Source organism: Paenibacillus sp. FSL L8-0470 (genome assembly GCF_038008625.1).
Taxonomy (GTDB): domain Bacteria; phylum Bacillota; class Bacilli; order Paenibacillales; family Paenibacillaceae; genus Paenibacillus_AQ.
Genome location: NZ_JBBOZM010000001.1, coordinates 1523717 through 1538129 on the forward strand (window position 1 = coordinate 1523717; position 14413 = coordinate 1538129).

The 14413-nt window shown below is 47.5% G+C and carries 16 protein-coding genes; all 16 read left to right on the plus strand.

The window, feature by feature from the left end; translation table 11 throughout:
- The first annotated feature begins 1 nt into the window (after position 1).
- Positions 2–376, plus strand: a complete 375-nt coding sequence (locus NST99_RS07150) for an ABC transporter ATP-binding protein (RefSeq protein WP_341090682.1) — start codon at positions 2–4, stop codon at positions 374–376.
- Complete coding sequence (locus tag NST99_RS07155; RefSeq protein WP_341090683.1) at positions 373–780, plus strand: HK97 gp10 family phage protein; 408 nt, start codon at positions 373–375, stop codon at positions 778–780. The genes NST99_RS07150 and NST99_RS07155 overlap by 4 nt, the downstream gene beginning before the upstream one ends.
- 2 nt (positions 781–782) lie before the next feature.
- Positions 783–1205, plus strand: a complete 423-nt coding sequence (locus NST99_RS07160) for a phage tail terminator family protein (protein ID WP_341090684.1) — start codon at positions 783–785, stop codon at positions 1203–1205.
- The gene (locus NST99_RS07165) at positions 1202–1420 is read left to right on the plus strand and encodes a hypothetical protein (RefSeq protein WP_341090685.1); all 219 of its coding nucleotides are present in this window, start codon (positions 1202–1204) and stop codon (positions 1418–1420) included. Before NST99_RS07160 ends, NST99_RS07165 begins: the two co-directional genes overlap by 4 nt.
- On the plus strand, positions 1421–2737 hold the full coding sequence (locus tag NST99_RS07170) for a phage tail sheath family protein (protein ID WP_341090686.1): 1317 nt from the start codon (positions 1421–1423) through the stop codon (positions 2735–2737). It abuts the gene before it with no gap.
- Position 2738: 1 nt separating this feature from the next.
- Positions 2739–3200: a phage tail tube protein gene (locus tag NST99_RS07175; protein ID WP_341090688.1), complete on the plus strand. Its 462-nt coding sequence runs from the start codon at positions 2739–2741 to the stop codon at positions 3198–3200.
- Positions 3201–3226: 26 nt separating this feature from the next.
- The gene (locus NST99_RS07180; protein WP_341090690.1) at positions 3227–3634 is read left to right on the plus strand and encodes a phage tail assembly chaperone; all 408 of its coding nucleotides are present in this window, start codon (positions 3227–3229) and stop codon (positions 3632–3634) included.
- Positions 3635–3876: 242 nt separating this feature from the next.
- Positions 3877–4341, plus strand: a complete 465-nt coding sequence (locus NST99_RS07185; protein WP_341090692.1) for a hypothetical protein — start codon at positions 3877–3879, stop codon at positions 4339–4341.
- 58 nt (positions 4342–4399) lie between these two features.
- On the plus strand, positions 4400–7078 hold the full coding sequence (locus tag NST99_RS07190; RefSeq protein ID WP_341090695.1) for a tape measure protein: 2679 nt from the start codon (positions 4400–4402) through the stop codon (positions 7076–7078).
- A complete protein-coding gene (locus tag NST99_RS07195) occupies positions 7078–7776 on the plus strand; it encodes a LysM peptidoglycan-binding domain-containing protein (protein ID WP_341090697.1) in 699 nt (232 codons plus the stop codon). The genes NST99_RS07190 and NST99_RS07195 overlap by 1 nt, the downstream gene beginning before the upstream one ends.
- 6 nt (positions 7777–7782) lie before the next feature.
- On the plus strand, positions 7783–8748 hold the full coding sequence (locus tag NST99_RS07200; RefSeq protein ID WP_341090698.1) for an XkdQ/YqbQ family protein: 966 nt from the start codon (positions 7783–7785) through the stop codon (positions 8746–8748).
- A 2-nt stretch (positions 8749–8750) separates the two neighbouring features.
- Positions 8751–9044: a DUF2577 domain-containing protein gene (locus tag NST99_RS07205; RefSeq protein WP_341090700.1), complete on the plus strand. Its 294-nt coding sequence runs from the start codon at positions 8751–8753 to the stop codon at positions 9042–9044.
- The gene (locus NST99_RS07210; RefSeq protein ID WP_341090701.1) at positions 9041–9442 is read left to right on the plus strand and encodes a DUF2634 domain-containing protein; all 402 of its coding nucleotides are present in this window, start codon (positions 9041–9043) and stop codon (positions 9440–9442) included. The genes NST99_RS07205 and NST99_RS07210 overlap by 4 nt, the downstream gene beginning before the upstream one ends.
- A gap of 2 nt (positions 9443–9444) precedes the next feature.
- A complete protein-coding gene (locus NST99_RS07215; RefSeq protein WP_341090704.1) occupies positions 9445–10509 on the plus strand; it encodes a baseplate J/gp47 family protein in 1065 nt (354 codons plus the stop codon).
- Entirely contained in the window at positions 10506–11060 is a 555-nt protein-coding gene (locus NST99_RS07220) for a putative phage tail protein (RefSeq protein WP_341090705.1), read from the plus strand. Before NST99_RS07215 ends, NST99_RS07220 begins: the two co-directional genes overlap by 4 nt.
- A gap of 13 nt (positions 11061–11073) precedes the next feature.
- A complete protein-coding gene (locus NST99_RS07225) occupies positions 11074–14412 on the plus strand; it encodes a tail fiber protein (protein WP_341090708.1) in 3339 nt (1112 codons plus the stop codon).
- Position 14413 lies beyond the last annotated feature (1 nt).

The following is a 14413-nucleotide window of genomic DNA, read 5'->3' on the forward strand; positions in this document are numbered from 1 at the left end:
TATGCCAAGCTTCGGGAATATAGCAGCTGAGAGGGTAGCCCTGGAGAGCACCTATGAAGGGCTGTGTACCGTTTTCGAGATGCAGAATGTCAAAGACCCGGTATCCGGCAAAACGCGGCAGCAGCCGGTGATGGTGTTGTCTGCTGAGCCGTGCGCACTCTCACAGTCCTCCCTGCTGGCAGCCACACAGACGGTGACTGCTGATCAGATCAATTATGACGCCAAGTTGTTTATCTCCCCCGATGTAATCATAAAGCCCGGTAGCCGGATTACGGTGGTACAAAACGGGATGATCTTTGAAGGGGAGCAGGCAGGGCAGCCGTTTCGATACGCTACCCACCAGGAGATTAAGCTGCGGGAAGTGAAGAATGCATGAGCGGGCTCGGAAAGTTTGACTTCAGCGATGTGAAGAAGCTTCAGAAGAACCTGCAGCGGATGCAGAAAGAGTTCCCGGAATTCATGGAGGACTGCATCCGGGAGTTGGCCGGACGGCTGCTGGCAAAGACCATAGCGCGGACTCCTGTACTGACGGGAGACCTTCGGCGCGGCTGGCAGATCGGCCAGGCGGTGAAGCTTCCGGGTGGCGGGGTACATGTCGAGATCACGAACAACGTAGAGTACGCGCTATATGTGGAATTCGGCCATGTCACCCGGCTCCGCACCGGTTGGGTTAATGGTAAGTTCATGCTGACGCTGTCCGTGCAAGAGCTGGAGCGGGAGCTGCCGGGAATTATGGAGCGCAAGCTGAAAAAATACATGGAGAAGCACTTGGGGCGGTGAGCATGCAGGATATTAAAAATGCACTCATAAAGAAGCTATCGTTATTTACTCCGGAGTATCCGGTCTATGACGAAGCCGTGGAGCAGGGTATGCAGCAGCCGTGCTTTTTTGTGCTGCTCATAGAGTCCAGCCAGAACCGGGAGATTAACCGGAGGTACCGGAGGTTCAATCCCTTCGATGTTCATTACTTTCCAGATCGGAAGTCTACTGCTCCCCGGGAGGAATGCGAGCTCATGGCTGAGAGGCTTTACTCAGAAATTGAGTATGTGAGGGGCAGCGAGGGTGGTTATCGTGGTACCGGTATGCGGCATGAAATCGTGGACGGAGTTCTGCATTTCTTCGTTCAGTACAACTATCATGTAATCCGGACAAATGATCCGAATATCAAAATGCAGAGTATGACACAAGGAGGCGGTATCAAGTGAGTGATAAACCAATTAAGCCAGCAACAAGCACAGAAAGCCAACCCGCAGTAGAGGGCTCTACAGCTTCGTATACCAAAGAGCAATTCTTGTCCTCAGCTAAATACTCCTACCAGGACAAGGACGTGCTGGCGGCGCTGCTGGAGACGGATGAACTGTACACAGCAGCAGAGGCTCAACGAGTGATTGATGACTTTAAAAAGAAGGAGGCGAAGTAAATGGCTGGAGGCACATGGACTCTACAGAACAAAGTAAGACCAGGCGTTTACATTAACGTGGAATCATCTGGTGGAACGCTGGGTGCTGCGGGTAGCCGGGGCATTACCAGTTTGGCGCTGTCTCTGCCCTGGGGCGCAGCAAAGGTAATTACACCGATTGTAGCCGGCGAAGACACACTGACTCGGCTTGGATATGATTTGACGGCCCCGGAGCTGCTGCTGGTCCGCGAGGCTCTGAAACGGGCTAAGACCGTACTGCTATACAAGCTTAATGAGGGCACAAAGGCAGCGGTAACCGCCGGTGATCTGGTAGCTACAGCGAAATACGGCGGCCTGAGGGGTAATGCCCTGAAAGTGGTTGTTCAGACGAATATTGACGACAGCGCCAAATTCGATGTTAAGACACTGCTAGAGAATGCAGTGGTGGATAGCCAAGTAGTAGCCGATATTGCAGGGCTTAAAGCAAATGACTGGATTGTGTGGAGCGGAACCGGTGCACTCACGGCAACGGCTGGGGCGCCACTGGTGGGCGGGGCCAACGGTGCGGTTACCAATGCGGACCATTCGGCCTATCTCGCGGCGTTGGAGCTGTACGAATTTCAAACAGTCGCCCTGCCGTCCACAGACAACGCCCTCAAGGCTGTGTACGCTGCCTTTATTCGCCGGCTGCGGGATAATGAGGGTAAGAAGGTACAAGCCGTTCTGGAAAACTACCCTACGGCTGATAATGAGGGCGTAATCAGCGTGAAAAATGGTGTAGTGCTATCTGATGGCACGACGCTGACAGCGGTCCAGGCAACGGCGTGGGTAGCGGGAGCGACGGCTGGAGCAGAAATGAATGAATCTCTGACCTATGCGGCTTATGACGATGCGGTGGATGTAGCTCCGCGTTATACTAACGCCCAAATCGAAGCGGCCCTAACTGCCGGTGAATTTCTCTTCACGCCGTCAAATAACCGGGCAGTGGTAGAACAGGATATCAACACTTTCCTAAGCTATACTCCCAAGAAAAATAAATCATTTCATAAGAACCGTGTTATCCGGGTGATGGATGGCATTGCGAATGACCTGAAACGGATCTTCGAGGCATCGTACATTGGTAAAGTAGATAACAACGTGGATGGTCGGGCCTTGTTTCGGAAAGAGATTGTTGTCTACCTGGATGCATTACAGGGGATTGCAGCAATCCAGAACTTTGATGCTCAGACGGATATCACGGTGCTGCCGGGAGTGGATTCTGATGCAATCTTTGTTGAGGCTAACATTCAGCCAGTGGATTCCATCGAAAAAGTCTATATGAAAGTGCAGGTGAAATAAGATGTCATTTTTGAAAGCCGGAGATACAATCAGCGGTCAAGAGGGCCGAGCTTATGCTACGATTAACGGTCAAGTTGAAGAGATGTTCTATATTAAAACAATAGAAGCTAAAGCTGAAAAAAATAAGGCTGAAGTGAAAACTCTCGGTCGTCGCGGCACACAGCATAAAACTACAGGATGGTCTGGCACTGGTAATATGACAATTTACTATGTGACAAGTCTTTTTCGAAAGCTGATGATCGATTATATCAAAACCGGTAGGGATACCAACTTTGATATTACGGTAGTTAATGAAGATCCGGGGTCAACAATTGGTTCACAAACAGTAACTCTACTGGGGGTCAACCTTGACAGTGTGGTCATGGTTTCCCTTGATACAGAATCGGAAGCTCTGGAAGAAGATGTGGATTTCACATATGAAGACATCGACATGGGTCAAATGTTTAACGCACCAGCTAACTAAATTAAATTACAGGAGGAATGATTGATATGAACTTGCAGGATTTTTTGAATGCTAACCCAGTTGACGGTCTGACAGAGGAAGTCGCGGTTTCCCCGCGCTTCAAAGACAAAGACGGAAAGCCACTTCTGTTTAAAATCAAGGCAATGACTGATGCCGAGTTCAATGATTTGCGGAAAGGTTGCACGAATGTAAGGAAAGGACAGAAGATTGAATTTGATTCTGGTAGATTTAATCTTCAAACTGTAATTCGGAATACCATGGAACCGAACTTCAAGGACGCAGCAAGTATCAAATCTCTTGGTTGTAATACACCCGATGAATACGTTCAGAAGGTGCTGCTGGCAGGAGAAGTCGCTACGCTGGCACAGCGGATCAGCGAGCTGAGTGGATTTGACGTAGATATGTCCGACTTGGTTGAAGAAGCAAAAAACTAATCCAGGAGGATAGTGAGGCTTCTTACGCCTACTACGTCCTCCATAAGCTAAAAAAGTGGCCTCATGAGTATTTGGCCCTTCCTTCACGGGAAAGGGCCTTTGTGATGGCTGCAATCAACGAAAAAGTGGAAAAAGAAAAAAAAGAAGCAGCAAAAGCGAAATCTAAGAAATAACAGCTAATACTCACTTATCGTTTTACCTGTATGGTAGAATATAGTTAAAAAGCACAGGAGGTTGTGCGTGTGGGTATGTTTAAGAAAAAAGAAACTAAGGATGGATTCAGAGCTGTCTTGTATCACGCAGGCGGATTACCAATTGCCGAAGATACCCAGTGTGATATCAGTGTGATCCAAGGAAGAATGGTAATCACAGGTGGTGGATCGGAATTCGTAGTTAATTTGCCCCAAATTAAGGCAGTTGATTTTAAGACCGATGTTGAGATCGCAAATATTGTCAATAGTAGTGCGGCAAAGGGAATTGCTGGAGGCCTTTTATTTGGTCCTATTGGGTTGGTAGTTGGCGCAAGAGCGACTAGTAAAAAGGAGCGCACAGTAACCCCTTATCTAATAATTAACTATATAAGTTCTTCAAATGAGATTTCGGTTTTAATGTTTCGGGACAACCCTTCTTCATATCAGGCAGCGAAGTTTATTGATAGACTGCGACCTCTTATTTCAGATAACCCTAAACAGTCTTTTCAATTATAAAATATCGCAGAGTCGCCATTAGGCGGCTTTTTATTTTCTTCAAGGGGGAGGTGAAGACATGACAACTGTATCGGCAACAATTCAAATTATGGACCAGGCAAGTAAGTCGTTCCAACGCATGACCAATCAGGTAATTGAGACAACCACACGAATGGAACGCCTTAAGCGTGTTGTAGAGGCGCCATTTGAATTGAAAGTTGATGCTTCGGCTGCGGAGACTGCGCTGCAGCAAGTTCGTTCATCACTTGGAGCAGCCCCTCGCACTATGGATATAATGATTAATGCGCAGGACATCATGCAAAACCTGTCTCGAATTCAATCTGCTATTAGGTCGCGCCTATCTGATATGGCTGTCCAGGTTACTTTGGATACGTCAAGGGCGATGGCTGAAGCTGTCTCATTAAAAGATAGATTGGCTCAATATCTTGCAGGAGTTCACCCATCTGTTGCAGTGAATTTAGAATTTGAAAATCTGAACACAGAGTCTTTGAATCGGCAATTATCTGGGCTAAGCCCAACAATTCAAATACATTTTAATACTGCGGATATCCTGCAGCGAGCTCAAGCAATCCGCCAGCAGATCGAGACTAACCTTCGGGATATACGAGCAAACATTGAACTTGAGATGCCTGCCGGTTTACGAACCTTGTTTTCAAGTTTACAGCGAATGGTCGCACGACTAGCACAATCAATAGATCAATTAAATAATAGAATTAGATCTGATTCTGCCAATGCCACACAGCTTACAGCAGCTTTAGAACGTATTGCAAGGTTAGAGCGGCAAATTGTTGATTTGCAAGGACAAAATAACCGCCAGATTGTTGGTGCAGGCAAGTCAACTCGAAGCTGGTGGGATCAATTACAAAATGTGGCGAGTGCATATTACTTGATTCAAGGCGCATTGCATAGCGTTAGATCCTTGACGGATGTTTCAGATTCATACATCAATACTCGTGCGCGGCTCGATTTGATTAATAATGGGCTGCAGACAACCGCCCAATTACAAGAACAAATCTTTCAATCTGCTGACCGTGCTCGTGGTAGTTATACCGACATGGCTGCAGTTATTGGGAGAATGGGTACGCTGGCTGGGGATGCCTTTAAGTCAAATGATGAACTCATTGCATTTACAGAGCTAATGCAGAAATCTTTCCGGGTTGGTGGCAGTGGAACGATGGAACAGCAGGCCGGTATGTATCAGTTGTCGCAGGCTATGGCAGCTGGAAAACTTCAAGGGGACGAATTCCGGAGTATCATGGAGAATGCTCCCATGCTGGCGGCGGCGATTGCCGATGTTACAGGTAAAACAAAGGGACAACTGAAAGAAATGAGCGCCGATGGGACGATCACCGCAGATATCATTAAGGCTGCCATGTTCAACGCAGCAGATGACATTAATACAAAGTTTGCTTCTATGCCAAGGACATTTGGCGATATGATGAATGAACTGCAAAACTCAGCTCTTCAAACCTTCGGCCCTCTAATTCAGCGCATTAATGATATGTTGAACAGTCCGGGCGGGGCAGCATTTATAGAAAGCTTTAAAAACGGAATTGCTGATGCTGCTGTGTTTGCTGATAACTTGTTAACATCATTGATAGAAGTATATAACTTCATGTCAAGCGCGTGGCCCCTTTTAGCGCCTATTATTATCGGTATCGTTACCGCACTTGGGTTGTATAAAGGCGCTATAATGGCAATCTCCATATGGACCGGCATAACCTCTGCAGCTGAGATTGTTTCTGCGGGCATAAAGGCTGCTTTGACTGGTGCCACACTTGCAGCGACATCTGCCACAGCGGCTCAAACAGCAGCTCAATGGGGACTAAACGCTGCAATACTAGCGAGTCCAATCACATGGATTATTCTTGGGATTATAGCCTTAATTGCAATTTTTTATCTTGTAATAGCTGCGATTAATAAATTTGCAGGAACTTCCCTATCTGCGACTGGAATCATCGTTGGCGCCTTCGCAATACTCGGTTCCTTTATCTGGAATACGGTTGTAGGTGTGATTAACGCTATAATTCAATTTTTGTGGACCTCATTCGTTGAGCCTTGGATTTCTATCATCGAATGGGTACTTAATGTGTTCAATGGCGGCTTTAATAGTTTTGGAGATGCTGTGAAGAACTTGATCGGTCAGATTATTTCATGGTTCCTTTCACTCGGAAAAGTAGTTACAAAAATTATCGATGCTATCTTTGGGACGAATTGGACAGCAGGACTATCGTCCTTGCAAGATAGCATGCTTGAGTGGGGCAAAAATGAACAGGCAATTACTCTAGAGCGCGCAGCGCCTATGATTGACTCAAGGCTTGAATATGGAAAAGCCTGGGATGCTGGTTATGACTTGGGATCAAGTTTTTTTAATGGAGGAGATGATGGCGGAGCTGCCAATGCTGCTGCAAAGAATGCTGCAGACTCATTTACTAAGTTGCCTCCTGGAGCAGCTACCGCAGCAAAAATTCAAGCCGGCGACAAAAAGGGCAAAGACAAAAAGATAAAAGCAGTGGGTGAGATCGAGAAGCCGGTTGATATCTCAAAGGAGGACCTCAAAATCATGCGGGATGTCGCGGAGATGAAGAACATCCAGAACTTTGTAACGCTGACACCTACGATCCAAGTCAAGACGGGTCCAGTGAACAATCAGGCAAACGTGGATTCCATTGTAAAGAAGATTGGCGCTATGCTCACTGAAGAAGTGGCCAGCACCGCTAAGGGGGTGTACTCCTGATGAGCAATGGTTACAGCATCGAATTAAGTTTTAACAACCGGGCCATCTGGTTTGAGATCCCCGTTCTGCCGGAAGAAATCGAGATCGGCGGGGAGGGAGACAGCGAAACCTACGATATAACGGACCTTGGTGAAATCAACGTGATAAAGGCTGCGAAGCTCAAGGAAATTAGCTTCAGCAGCTTTTTTCCGTCTATTGCTAAAGGTGGGGCAGTGCCAAGTTATGTATCATCTACGAACTGGGGCCAGCCCGCCGATTACATTCGGTATATTGAGGACTGGATGAACAAGCGGAAGCCAATCCGGTTCATATTTACGTCAACAGGCCTCAAGATTAACATCGCTGCCAGTATCGAGGAGTTCAATTATAAAGAGGTTGCCGGGAGCCCAGGTGATTTTGAATATGAAATCACCTTGAAGGAGTACGTTTTTTATGGGGCCAAGAAAGTGAAGCTAAAGACATCTACCACAGCAGCCGGTATAAAGACAACGACGACAACGAAGGAATCACCCAAGCGGGCGGACGAGCGGTCCAAGGCTAAGAGTGTCACGGTCAAAGCCGGGGATACCCTGATGAAAATAGCCAAACGGGAGCTTGGGGACGGCGGACGGTGGAAGGAAATTCAAAAACTGAATGGGCTGACGGATGCGCAGCTGAAGACTTTGAAAATTGGCAGTGTACTGAAGCTCCCGGGGTGATGATACATGGAACTATTGATTGACAATAAAAACGGTACGGTATGGGATGTATCCAGCATCGTTACGGATATAGCCTGGAAGACCGTCCGGATTGGCAAGCCTGCCTCCCTTGAGTTTACCCTTATAGACGAGGGGCCTTGGCAGGATAAAAAATTCAACTTGAACAACGGTGATGTAGTCAGGTATACCGATGAGGGGCAAAAGGTCTTTTATGGATATATCTTCAGCATCGAAACCGGAAAGACCGAGGAAATAAGTATCCTGGCCTACGATCAGGTTCGTTATCTCATGAATAGCGGGACCTATGTCTTCGCTAAGCAGACGGCCACACAGGTCATCCAGAAGATAGCCAAGGACATGCAACTCAAGACCGGCATCCTGGAGGACAGCAAGTACATCATTCCATCGCAGATCCGGGATGACAAAACGTTCATAGACATGATTTGTATGGCGCTGGACGAGACGTTGATAAATTTCGGAAACAATTACGTATTCTATGATGACTTCGGCAGCTTGACCCTGCGGAATGTCTCCGGCATGCGGTTTCCTTTCGTGATCGGCGATGACAGCTTGATGACGGACTATTCCTATAGTCGTAACATTGACGATGAGACCTATAATCAAATCGTCCTGTACCGTGACAATAAGGAGACCGGCAAGCGGGAGACTTATGTCACCAAGGACAGCGCCAGCATTGCCAAGTGGGGGCTGCTGCAGCTGTATGAGAGCGTGGACGAGAAGCTGAATCAAGCCCAGATTACAGAGCAACTGGCTCAGCAATTGTTTATGAAGAACCGAGAGAAGCGAACCCTTAGCATAGAGGCTCTTGGAGATTACCGCATGAGGGCGGGCTGCTACGTCAATTTATATATTAAAAAAATGAATATTAATAAATTCTTCCTGGTCGATGAGTGCAGCCACTCAAAAGAGGGTGGCTTACACACCATGGACCTGGAGCTAAGGCTGGTGTAATTATGCTGGAAGCAATTAAACGTGCGGCCCAGGAGGCCGTAGACGCAGCGGGCCCGGTGCAAGTACAACTTGGAGTCGTCACCAAAGTAAATCCTCTTGAGGTGCTAGTCGATAACCGGCTTTCACTTACAGAGGATTTTTTAATTATCCCGGAGACACTGCTGGGGCTTACCGTTGCTATCGGTTTACAGGAAATAGAGATCCGTAAACCGCTGGCAAGTGGAGACAAGTTACTGCTGATCCGCATGCAGGGTGGCCAGCGCTATGTAATCATGGACAGGGTGGTGAACGGATGATCCCTCAGAGTGACGACGTGCTACTGAATGAGGACATGGAGGAATCCCCACAGCCAAGCCTCACATATAAGTTGGACCTCTTAAACGGGCGTATAGGAGCCCAGACGGTGGACGGACTGGATGCGGTCAAACAAACCGTATTTAAAATCCTGACCACTACCCGTTTCGAGCACTTGATCTATAGCGACGATTACGGCAGCGAGGCTGACGTTGGAGCGGTGAGGGGCCGGGCGGTGTTCGAAACGGAGATTGAAAGATGGGCTAAAGAGGCCCTAATGCAAGATGACCGTATTGTTTCTGTGACCAACTTCAGATTTACCTATGACGGTGATTCATCACTCGTCTTGTTTGACGTAGAGAGTGACTACGGAAATTATACAGACAGATTGGAGGTGTAGCGATGTTCGAGGATCAGACCTTTGATACGATCCTGCAGCGGATGCTAGATCGTGTCCCAACGGATATTGATAAACGGGAAGGCAGCATTATATACGATGCCTTGGCCCCGGCAGCCGTGGAGTTGGCGCAGATGTATGTGGAGCTGGACCTGAACGCAAATTTGAGGTTCGCGGATACGGCCACCGGCGATTACCTGGACAAAGCGATTGCCTGGTCAGGTGTAACCCGTAAGGCTGCAACCAAAACGCAACTGAGAGGGCTATTTTATGACTCAGCTAATACGCTGATGGATATTCCGATTGGCAGCCGGTTTGCCATTGGAGACGTCAACTATAAGGCGATTGCCCGCCTGGCGCTTGGAGATTACCGCATGGAGGCCGAGACGGCCGGAGCTGCCGGCAATCAAACCTTCGGGAGTCTGCTGCCGATCGATTATATCAATAATCTCGCGCGTGCCGAGCTGACAGAAGTACTCATCCCGGGAGTATACCGAGAGACTGACGCGTCTCTCTATGAACGGTATCAGGAGCGTATATCGAAGCCAATCACTAGCGGTAACCGGTATCAGTATGAGGAATGGGCCCGGGAGATCAGCGGGGTAGGACGGGCGAAAGCCTTCCCATTGTGGAACGGTCCCGGGACAGTGAAGGTCGCGCTGCTGAACAATGATATGCGCTCGCCTTCTGCGGCCGTTGTTGCTGCCGTCCAGGATTACATTGATCCAACACAGGATGGCATGGGAAATGGTACTGCACCTATCGGAGCTGTGGTTACGGTAGTCGGCGCTATCGAGGTGTCTATCAATATATCAGTAAGCGTAACTTTGGCTTCCGGAGCGACCACATCTCAAGTTAAAACTCAGCTGGAGGCAGCCACCAAGGCGTATCTGGCCAGTTTGGCCTTTACGGACTCTCTTGTCCGGTATACACGGATACAGAGTCTTATCTTGGACATACCACCGGTGATCGACTATACCAATCTCAAGGTAAATGGCGGCACTATCAATATTGAGATCCCAGCGGATGCAGTTCCGGTACTGGGTACGGTGACGGTGACAGCGATATGAGCGGCGCGGAACGGTTAAAGAGTTACCTGCCGGGTTATTATGGCGGGATTGTTGAGATGGATGAGCTGATGAACACTGAGGGACCGGAGTTTGATCTGCTCGGCACGCGAGTAGAAGAGTTGCTTAATCAGGCATATCCAGAATACGCAACTTGGGCGCTGGAGAGGTATGAGAATGAGCTGCAGATTGTCGTGGATAGTAACAAGCCGGACGAGCAGCGCCGGTCCGTAATTATATCCAAAATGCGCGGTTACGGTAAGGTATCAGGCGAAATGATCAAGAACGTTGCACAGGCTTATGACGGCGGTACGGTAGATGTTGCTGTTGAGCCAGCAGCCTATAAGATCATCATCACCTTTGTTGATACGCTGGGCATCCCGGCAAATCTGGATGATCTTAAGCAGGCCATAGAGGATCTCAAGCCGGCTCATATGGTATTGGATTACAAATACCGTTATCTCCTTATCAGAGAGATCAACAATGTCATGACTATCAATCAACTGCAGCAGCACAAGCTTACCGATTTCGCGCCGTTTTTAGATCAAATATGAAAGGAGGCACCTCATGCCAAGTAATACACCGAATTTGAATCTATATAAGAAAAACCCGGCAACAGACGGCGACGACACATTTAATATTGAGACAATGCTTAATGAAAACTTTGACAAAATAGATTCAGAAGTACAAGCCGTAAAAACTGGTAAAGTTGCAAACTCTGAAAAGGGTGCAGTAAACGGAGTTGCAACTCTTGGTGCGAATGGTAAGGTTACACCAGCCCAACTAGTTGATGCAACTACAGGAGCAAAGGGTGTTGTTCAATTAACAGATGGTGTTACAAGTACGTCTACAACTACTGCAGCAACGGCGGCTGCTGCTAAAACGGCGTACGACAGAGCCGTAGCAGCTGAAACTAATGCCAATGGCGCAAGTATTCCCAAAACAGAAAAAGGTGCAGCTAGTGGTGTAGCAGCACTAAATGAAATAGGCCAAGTAATGGGAAGCGGGTTGAGTTTGGGTGGAAATAAATTAGGAGAAAGTGTATTTACATTCTCATTCGCCCATAGTGTCCCAAATCAAAAGATAAACCTAGTTCACACGGGGTTAACCGCTGGTTTTGTAGAAGTTACAGTTGCAGGAACGTGGGTTAATGGTAATGCTGCGGGGAAATTAACAAAGCGCTATGAAATCATAACAGATGGCGGGGGAACAATAAGTTATCAAACTGATGCTTATACAGAAGTAACTGGACCAATACAAGATGCAATTTCTATTTCTCCGATTTCTTGGGATTCTAGTGCTTCAACTTTGAAAATCACGATTGAAGCCCGGACGAGCAACGGAAACGATTATGTTGTTAGTATTAAACAGATGTCTCCTCATGGTTATGTTGCGTGGAGTAAAGGTACTGTATACACTGGCGCTGCTACAATATTACCTAGGGCAGTACAAACTATACCAGATGATACAGTTACGCGAAGTGGTTATCTGATCCAAAAGCATAGATTAACAACCCCGACTGGGACAGTAATTAATCTTTCTACTGGGTATAACTTAAATGATTTAACAGTAAACGGTTTTTTTGACGGAGAAAGTTTTGTAAATGCTCCAAATGCCTCAACAGATTGGTTTTACATTGAGTCATATGTTCATTCTAATAATCAGTGGGACTACCGTTTGCAGCGGGCCACTACATTAAATGGAACTCCCACACGAAAACCAACTACGTTTGAGCGCATTCAGGTTGGGGGAGTATGGGGGAACTGGATAGAGGTATCTGGAGATTCAATATTTAAAACTAATGGGATTGTAGATGTAGATTATAACCAATACACAAAACCAGGGATATATCAGATTTACGGGGCTGTCCCCGCAAACCGTCCTCCATTAACAGCGCCTTGGGGTATCCTGAACGTATATGTCGGCGGCCAAGGTTACATTGTGCAGGAAGCTACACAAACAACCGCACCATATGGGAAATGGTATCGAACGCGCACAGAAACGGAATGGGGTCCATGGCTCAATGTCGCCGTCCAAAATAGAGCTGCGATATTTGATGGGGTGGATGCAAGAAGTGCCGAAAATTTTAGACTAGCGACTGACGCCCCAGGCACCTACCCCGGAGGAGAAACAGTTTTCTTTGTCAACAATAGCCCGGGATGGCCCGCAGTTTATGGCACCGTTGTTTCAGTCAGGGGTAACGATAGGGTAGGGGCTACCGCAGTCACTCAGTATTTTTATCCGTATAATATATCTGCTCCAATTAGGTACCGCCAAGCGCTATACGGCAGCGACACATGGGGTGCGTGGGATACGGTACTAACAGGTACGGACGCCTTAGGATTTGCCAAGACAGGAAAATACGTTACTTTTGGTGGGACTGATGCGGGCGTTACGACTCCTGAGTTTATTGCGATGCTTAAGAATATGGGAGCACATTCACCCGAGGGAGGATACTGGGTGGGGCGCGGCGATTGGTCTTATGCTTATAATGTCCACATTACCGACACAGGCCTTGGTAAGATACATCTTGCAGGGGCGGTTGTAGAAGTAATTGGCTCCCTGCTCTCTGACAATTATACAATCCGTATTACGACACCTACGACCAACGCTGTGGACGCCGATACAAACAGTAGTGAATTTATTTACGTTAACAATGGGGTGGGTTACTACCCGGCTTGGAGGAAGAGCCTAAATAGTGCAAACACATCGGGCTTGTTCGGAGTGGGGCAAACTGTAGGTAATGCCAATACACTTGTACACAATGGCTCCTATGTCGTCACTGCATCATGGACGGGCAGTCTTTGGGCTGGAACAGATGGAAGCAATCAGGGCTATCTTACGCACACTAGCTGGAACGCTGACAATTCTTATGCCATGCAAACTTTCATACCCATCAATGCTACTGACGTCAATAGAACAGGAATGTGGTACAGAAGAAAATTAGCGGGTGTTTGGGGCACTTGGTCTAGAACGTACAGTGCCGAAAATGATGTTGGCCTTTTTAAAGAAAGAGGAGGCGTTCCAGCTGGTTCAGATTTAAATGATTACCACGGCAACGGATCTTACATGCTCCTAAGTGACTGGTACGCAACTTATGTTCACCGTCCGCCGGTGGACTCATACTACGTATTGACAGTTTCGAGAGCTCAAGGCAGTGGGGGGTTCGTCAAGCAAACGGCTACTCAGGTATTTGGCTCTTTTGAGTATTACCGCACTCGTACAGATCAGGGACTCTGGAGTCCATGGGTAGAAGTAATGACTAGTGAATCAGGCAACTCATTTGTTAGCAGAAGTTTGCCGTCTTCAGGGGAAGACCTAAACAATAAAACCGCACTGGGCATGTACGTCTTAGGAGCAAGCAACGATTATGTTAATGGTCCTGGGTTAGACTGGTGTTTGTTAAATGTGTACAGGAACTCCAGCGGCTATATGGTTCAAGAAGCTACAAACGTCGGGTCTGATACTCCACGGAAGAGGTTTAGAACACGAACCGAAGCCAATTATTGGAGTCGCTGGACTGATGTTGTTACTACGGATGCCACTGGGAAAATTCCAGGAGTAGCTGCTAATAGAGTGGTTGCTAAGGAAGCTCCGCTCTCCACCACTAGTGAAACGCTTGTCGCTTACTATGAGGTTCCGATAGCAGCGAATGCAGTAATTACGGTAAAATCAGCCCTAACTCTACACAATTCGGCGACTGTTAAGATATCGGTTAAGTACACTGACACTAATAGCATTGCACGAGAGTACGTGATTTTACCAAGTACCGCGATGGGGGGCGGACGGTACACTTTTATAGCTCCTACATTGAACTGCAATGCTGGAACTTGGGTTAATGTGGCCGTGGTGACTTCAGTACCAAATGTTACTTGGGTCACGGCGATCATTACACAGGAGGGATAAT

Coding starts and splice junctions, on each gene's coding strand:
- NST99_RS07205 (WP_341090700.1), top strand. CDS start 8,751: ATGCTGGAAGCAATTAAACGTGCGGCCCAGGAGGCCGTAGACGCAGCG.
- NST99_RS07220 (WP_341090705.1), top strand. CDS start 10,506: ATGAGCGGCGCGGAACGGTTAAAGAGTTACCTGCCGGGTTATTATGGC.
- NST99_RS07155 (WP_341090683.1), top strand. CDS start 373: ATGAGCGGGCTCGGAAAGTTTGACTTCAGCGATGTGAAGAAGCTTCAG.
- NST99_RS07225 (WP_341090708.1), top strand. CDS start 11,074: ATGCCAAGTAATACACCGAATTTGAATCTATATAAGAAAAACCCGGCA.
- NST99_RS07175 (WP_341090688.1), top strand. CDS start 2,739: ATGTCATTTTTGAAAGCCGGAGATACAATCAGCGGTCAAGAGGGCCGA.
- NST99_RS07150 (WP_341090682.1), top strand. CDS start 2: ATGCCAAGCTTCGGGAATATAGCAGCTGAGAGGGTAGCCCTGGAGAGC.
- NST99_RS07200 (WP_341090698.1), top strand. CDS start 7,783: ATGGAACTATTGATTGACAATAAAAACGGTACGGTATGGGATGTATCC.
- NST99_RS07190 (WP_341090695.1), top strand. CDS start 4,400: ATGACAACTGTATCGGCAACAATTCAAATTATGGACCAGGCAAGTAAG.
- NST99_RS07195 (WP_341090697.1), top strand. CDS start 7,078: ATGAGCAATGGTTACAGCATCGAATTAAGTTTTAACAACCGGGCCATC.
- NST99_RS07180 (WP_341090690.1), top strand. CDS start 3,227: ATGAACTTGCAGGATTTTTTGAATGCTAACCCAGTTGACGGTCTGACA.
- NST99_RS07170 (WP_341090686.1), top strand. CDS start 1,421: ATGGCTGGAGGCACATGGACTCTACAGAACAAAGTAAGACCAGGCGTT.
- NST99_RS07160 (WP_341090684.1), top strand. CDS start 783: ATGCAGGATATTAAAAATGCACTCATAAAGAAGCTATCGTTATTTACT.
- NST99_RS07215 (WP_341090704.1), top strand. CDS start 9,445: ATGTTCGAGGATCAGACCTTTGATACGATCCTGCAGCGGATGCTAGAT.
- NST99_RS07210 (WP_341090701.1), top strand. CDS start 9,041: ATGATCCCTCAGAGTGACGACGTGCTACTGAATGAGGACATGGAGGAA.